The 5,860-nt window shown below is 75.8% G+C and carries 4 protein-coding genes and 1 pseudogene; 3 read left to right on the top strand and 2 right to left on the bottom strand.

The window, feature by feature from the left end; translation table 11 throughout:
- A pseudogene (locus tag EF903_RS27405) lies at positions 1 to 1,070 on the top strand (glycoside hydrolase); the annotation flags it as partial.
- 158 nt (positions 1,071 to 1,228) lie between these two features.
- A complete protein-coding gene (locus EF903_RS27400; RefSeq protein WP_125547598.1) occupies positions 1,229 to 3,964 on the top strand; it encodes a LamG-like jellyroll fold domain-containing protein in 2,736 nt (911 codons plus the stop codon).
- A gap of 45 nt (positions 3,965 to 4,009) precedes the next feature.
- On the opposite strand, the gene EF903_RS27395 is transcribed toward EF903_RS27400, so the two are convergent.
- Positions 4,010 to 4,417, bottom strand: a complete 408-nt coding sequence (locus tag EF903_RS27395) for a DUF3224 domain-containing protein (protein ID WP_125547596.1) — start codon at positions 4,415 to 4,417, stop codon at positions 4,010 to 4,012.
- Between the two features lie 124 nt (positions 4,418 to 4,541).
- Between EF903_RS27395 and EF903_RS27390 the strand changes: the two genes are divergently transcribed.
- Positions 4,542 to 5,561 carry a YafY family protein gene (locus EF903_RS27390; protein WP_125547594.1) on the top strand — a complete coding sequence of 340 codons (1,020 nt, stop codon included), beginning with the start codon at positions 4,542 to 4,544 and terminating at the stop codon, positions 5,559 to 5,561.
- On the opposite strand, the gene EF903_RS27385 is transcribed toward EF903_RS27390, so the two are convergent.
- Entirely contained in the window at positions 5,510 to 5,776 is a 267-nt protein-coding gene (locus EF903_RS27385) for a hypothetical protein (protein WP_185902847.1), read from the bottom strand. The genes EF903_RS27390 and EF903_RS27385 overlap by 52 nt on opposite strands.
- Between the last annotated feature and the right edge of the window lie 84 nt (positions 5,777 to 5,860).

The raw sequence follows: 5,860 nt of genomic DNA, 5'->3' as shown, positions 1-5,860 counted from the left end.
CCCTCACCCCGGCCCGCACCCTCTCCCACACCCTCGTCCGCTCCGGCAAGCTCGTCTACTCCGCCCACTTCTACGGCTACACGGGCCCCCGCCACAGCGGCGCTACCGGCCTCGGGGAGACCAGCGACCCCCGCTACCAGGACCTCGGCCGGGACGAGCTCGCGCAGGTGGTGCACGACCAGGCCCTGTTCGCCGCCGCCGAGTCAGGGGCGCACTTCACCGCCCCCGTCTGGATCAGCGAGTTCGGCATCGGCGCCGACGAGGCCGCAGCCCGCCCGCAGGCCTGGTTCCGCAACCTGACCGGCCTGCTGTCCGCGGCCGACGCCGACTTCGCGTACTGGCCGCTCGTCGGCTGGAGCACCGCCGCCGACGGCACGCCGGGCGGTGACAGCTGGGCACTGCTCCGGTACGACCAGGCCGGCCGCCGCTCGGGCGTACCGGACGCGGGGGACTGGCGTACGCAGCCCTGGACCGGTCTCGCCGCCACCGCCGGGCGCACCGGACCCGTCGCCCCCGTCCCGTCCTGGCACCAGCTGACCACCGACCACCGCGACCACAGCGCCTCCCTGCTCACCCGTGCCGGCGGCGACTGGGACAGCGGTGCCCGCAAGGCCGTCTGCCCCGACGGATCCCGCCTGGCAGGCCTCTCGCACACCGGCGGACGCGGCCTGTGCAGCACCTCCGACCTGCGGGCCGCGGCAGGCCGGCACACCGTCGTCCCGGACGAGGCGCACGTCCCGCCGGGCGGCGACTGGGCCACCGGGTACACCAAGCTCCAGTGCCCGGCCGACCGCTTCCTGATCGGATACAGCCTGCGCGGCAGCCGCGTCTCGGCCGCCCTCTGCGCACCGGCCCGTACGGCGCTCCCCGCCGAGGGGCCGGGCCGCACGGTGTGGTTCGACCGGGGCGACGCCCGTCCGGCGGGCGCCGGCGGCGGGGAGTGGGCGTACGGCCACCACAAGGGCCAGTGCGGGCCCGCCGAGTACGCGGCCGGCATCGCCTTCACCACCCGCTTCGCCGCCCGCCCCGGCCCGGCAGCGCTCCTGTGCCGACCGCTGCCGCCCTCCTGACCGCCCGCGCCCGTCCCGCACTGATTTCCCATCCGATATGCCAAGTGTGATGAACGGGCGCCGGATTCCCCCTAGGGTGCCCGTACGCAGGCCGCGGGCGCCCCACACACCCGCTTCCGGCCACCAGCGCACCACTGCACCAACCACCTGGGGGGTTCATGCGTCGCAGAACCAGAGGGGCGGCCGCCGCGCTCGCCCTGTCCGTGGCCGGGACCGGCGCCTGCGTCGGCCTCGGCGTCCTGCCACAGGCGGGGGCCGTCACCCCGCCCGTGGCCTTCACCGCCGACGCCCTGCCGACCTGGCAGCCCAACGGCGTCGTCTGGGCCCTGGCCGAGGCCGGCGGCACCGTCTTCGCCGGCGGCACCTTCTCCGCCGTCCGCCCGCCCGAGGGCGGCGCCGGCACCGAGCAGCCCGCCGTGAACTTCACCGCGCTCGACGCCGCGACCGGCGCCCCGACCTCCTGCAAGCTCTCCTTCACCATCGGCAGCGGCACCGCCACCGTGCGCGCCCTCGCCCTCTCACCCGACAAGGCCACCCTGTACGCGGGCGGCTACTTCGGCGCCGTCAACGGCACCCCCGTCTCCAGCCTCGCCGCGATCGACGTCGCCACCTGCACGGTGAAGCAGTCCTTCCGCCCCGCCTTCGCGGCGACCGTCCGCGCCCTCGCCGTCAGCGGCGACACCGTCTACGCGGGCGGCGACTTCCTCACCGTCGCCGGCCAGCCGCGCCAGCGCTTCGCCGCCGTCGCCGCCGCCGACGGGGCGCTGCGCCCCTTCCGGGCCGACGCCGACGAGCCCGGCCGGGCCGTCGAACTCACCCCGGACGGGCGCAGCGTCGTCCTCGGCGGCGACTTCTTCACCGTGGGCGGCGCCTCCTCGCACGCCCTGGCCGTCGTGGACGCGGCGAGCGGCGCCGTCACGAAGGCCTATCCGAACTTCATCCACACCAACTCCGTCGTCAAGGACATCGCGACCGACGACAGCGGCTTCTACACCGCCAACGAGGGCACCGGCGGCGGCGTCTTCGACGGCCGCATCGCCCTCGACCTCGCCGGCTTCGGCCAGCGCTGGCGCGACACCTGCCTGGGCGCCACCCAGGCCGTCCTCCCGGACCAGGGGGTGCTCTACAGCGCCTCGCACGCCCACGACTGCTCCAGCGTCGGCGAGTTCCCCGACGGGGCCCGCCACCACCTCCTCGCCCAGCCCACCACCGGAACCGGGAAGCTCGGCTGGTCACCCGACACCAACGACGGCATCGGCGAGGGCATCGGGCCGCGCGTGATGGCGGTCGGCGCCAAGGCCGGCGTGCGCTACCTCTGGGTCGGCGGCGAGTTCACCACCGTCAACGGGGCCGCCCAGCAGAGCCTGACCCGTTTCGCGTCCACCGGCGACACCGGTGCCCCCACCACACCCGTCGCGAGCGCGGCGAGCTTCCGGCCCGGCGAGGTGCAGGTCCGCTGGCGCACCAGCCTCGACCTGGACGACAGCAGGCTGACGTACCGGGTGTACCGCAACGGCTCGGCGACCCCCGTCGCCACGCTGGCCGCCGACTCCCTGTTCTTCAGGCGCCCCCAGGCGTCCTGGACCGACACCGCCGTCACGCCCGGCCAGACGTACACCTACCGGGTGACGGCGACCGACGCGGCCGGCAACACCAGCGCCCTGTCGGCGACGGCGTCCGCGACCGTCCCGCACTCGGCCGACGCCTACGCGGAACGGGTCCGCGCCGACGGCGCCCAGCTGTACTGGCGCTACGACGACGCGGTCCTGCCGTACGCCGCCGACTCGTCCGCCGGCGGCAACCAGAACGGCGTGCACCTCGCCGGCCCGGCCCTGCGCCAGACCCCGGCGGCCGTCACCGGCGCGAGCACCGCCATCGGCTTCGACGGCGCCGCGACCAAGGTGTACGGGGACCGCCGGCAGACGGTCGGCGCCGCGTACAGCATCGAGACGTGGTTCCGCACGAACACCACCCGCGGCGGCAAGCTCTTCGGCTTCGGCAGCAACCAGGACCGCCGCAGCAGCCAGTACGACAAGCACCTGTACATGACGAACGACGGGCGCCTCGTCTTCGGCGTCTACAACGGCGCCACCCGCACCGTCACCACCGCCGGCTCCTACAACGACGACAAATGGCACCACGCCGTCGCCACCCAGGGCCCCGGCGGGATGGTCCTCTACGTCGACGGCGTCCAGCGGGGCACCCTGAACGTCACCACGCACGAGAACTTCGCCGGCTACTGGCACGCGGGCGGCGACAACCTGACGAGCTGGCCGAACCGGCCGTCCAGCGACTTCTGGGCGGGCCGCCTCGACGAGACCGCCGTCTACGGCAGCGTCCTGACCCCGGCGCAGGTACAGAACCACTACAGCCTCGCCTCGGCGCCCGCCGACTCGGTCGTCCGGGTGTCCGCCGCCGAGGACACGTACGCCAACGCGGGCGCGCCCGGCACCGCCTACGGCACCTCCGGGTCGCTGGCCGTCCGCGGCAACCCGCTGTACACGTCCTACCTGCGCTTCGACCTGCCGCCGGCGCCGCCCGGCACCGTGCTCAAGTCGGCCTCCCTGAGTGTGAAGACCAGCACCATGAGCGGCGCCGGAACCGCCGACACCGTCTCGGTGCTGCCTGTCGCCGGCGCATGGAGCGAGGCGGACACCACCTACAACACCCGTCCCGCGCTCGGAGGTCCGGCCCTCGCCACCTTCGGCCCGGTCCCCGACGGCTCGGCGGTCCACACCGCGGGCCTGTCCACGGCGCCGGTGGCCGCCGCCCTCGGCTCCTCCTGGAGCGTGGCGCTGACCGGCTCGGGCTCGGACGCCCTGTGGCTGTGGTCCTCCGAGGCGGCGGCCGCGGAGGGCACCCCGCAGCTGACCCTCACCTTCGGCGCACCGTAGCCGGGGAGGGCGCGGGCCGCACGGCTCCGCGCCCTCCCGCCCCGGTCAGCCCAGTTCGTACGAGAACGCGTACGGGACGGACGCGTCGCCGTGCCGGTACTCGAACGAGCCCGAGCCGGACAGCCCGGCCAGCCCGCCCGTACCCGAGCCCGGCACCACCTCGAACGCGCACCGGGTGCCTCCCGCGTCGAACGTGCCCTGCTCCCGCAGCAGGAACGTCCCCTCCCGGCCGTCCACGGCACCCGACAGCAGCTCCACCCCGGTGTACGAGCCGGTCGCGTCCCCCGTGTAGGCGATGGTGTACGCGCACGCCGTCGCCGGCGCCTCGATCCCGCCGGTGAAGGAGTTCACCACGGTGCTCCGCGCGATCCGCGGCACCACCCCCTCCGCCCCGACCGGCTCCTCCTTCCAGTCGGCGAACGTGAAACGGCCCGTGGTCCGGACAGCGGCCATGGCATACCTCCCGGTCGGCAGCCCGGCGGGCCGGATGCCCGCCGACGCCTGCGGCACCCACCCTGACGGCCATACCCGACACCCTCCGTCAGGATTTTCCGCGCACCCGCCGCACAATGGCCCGATGCGCGCCGACCGCCTCCTGTCCCTGCTCCTGCTGCTGCAGAACCGCGGCCGGATGACCGCGCCCGAACTGGCCGCCGCCCTGGAGGTGTCCGTACGCACCGTCCACCGCGACATCGAGGCCCTCGGCGCCGCCGGCATCCCCGTCCGGTCCGAGCGCGGCCGCGCCGGCGGCTACCGCCTCGTGGACGGCTACCGCACCCGCCTCACCGGCCTCACCGACTCCCAGGCCGACTCCCTCTTCCTCGCCGGCGCCCCCGGCCCCGCGCACGACCTCGGGCTCGGCGCCGACCTCGCCGCCGCCCGCCTGAAACTCCAGGCCGCGCTCCCCGCCGGGCTCGCCGACCGGGCCCGCCGGCTGGAGGGCCGCTTCCACCTCGACGCCACGGCCTGGTTCCGGGACGCCGATCCCGTCCCGCACCTGGCCGCGATCGCCCGCGCCGTCTGGGAGCAGCACGTCCTGCGCACCGGCTACCGCCGCTGGAACGGCGAGGAGCGCTCCGCGGTGCTGCACCCCCTCGGACTCGTCCTGAAGGGCGGCATCTGGTACCTCGTGGCCCACGCCCCGGACAAGCCCGTCCGCACCTACCGGGTGTCCCGCTTCCACCGGGCGGAGGCGACCGGCGAGCGCGCCGAGCGGCCGCCCGGCTTCGACCTGGCCGCCCACTGGCGGGAGTCCTCGCGCCGCCTCGACGCGGCCCTCCACCGGCAGACCGCGCTCGTACGGCTCTCCCCGCGCGGACAGCGGCTGCTGCCGATGCTGTTCGGGGCGGCCGGCGCCCGCGCCCTCGCCGACGCCGGTCCCGCCGACGCGGACGGCTGGACCCTCGTCCGGCTGCCGGTGGAGGCCCAGCCGGTCGCCGTAGGGGACCTGCTGCGGCTCGGCGCCGAGGCCGAGGTCGTCGGCCCGCCCGACCTCCGCTCCGCGGTCGCCGCCACGGTCGCGGCACTGGCCGCCCGCTACCCCGGTCAGCGGGGCGCCTCGACCTCCACGAAGCGCCGGCCGCGGGGCCCCCGGTAGAGCAGGCAGACCCATCCGAGCCGCTCCAGCACGGCCGAGCACTCCGCCAGCCGGTCCCCCTCCTCACCCGCCGCGCCACTGCCCGGCGGCCCGACCCACGACACCTGCGCCCGCCCCTGCGGCCCCTCCGCGACCCGGTACCCGGTCCGCACCCGGCGCCCCTCCCCGTCCACGGCCGACGGCGGGATGCCCGCAGCCTCCAGCGCCAGCGCCACGGCCCGCGCCCTCCACCGGCTCCCTCCACGGGGACGTCCGCCGCGAAGGCGCCGATCAGGTCGAGCACCAGGTGGAGCTTGGAC

Origin of the sequence: Streptomyces sp. WAC05292 (genome assembly GCF_003949955.1) — a bacterium.
Taxonomy (GTDB): Bacteria; Actinomycetota; Actinomycetes; order Streptomycetales; family Streptomycetaceae; genus Streptomyces; species Streptomyces globosus.
Note: the sequence above shows the minus strand (reverse complement) of the source record. Positions and strands in the feature narration are given on the sequence as shown.

What these genes read in the sequence shown, in the direction of transcription:
- EF903_RS27400 (WP_125547598.1), top strand. Translation starts at nt 1,229, where the DNA reads ATGCGTCGCAGAACCAGAGGGGCGGCCGCCGCGCTCGCCCTGTCCGTG.
- EF903_RS27395 (WP_125547596.1), bottom strand. Translation starts at nt 4,417, where the DNA reads ATGGCCGCTGTCCGGACCACGGGCCGTTTCACGTTCGCCGACTGGAAG.
- EF903_RS27390 (WP_125547594.1), top strand. Translation starts at nt 4,542, where the DNA reads ATGCGCGCCGACCGCCTCCTGTCCCTGCTCCTGCTGCTGCAGAACCGC.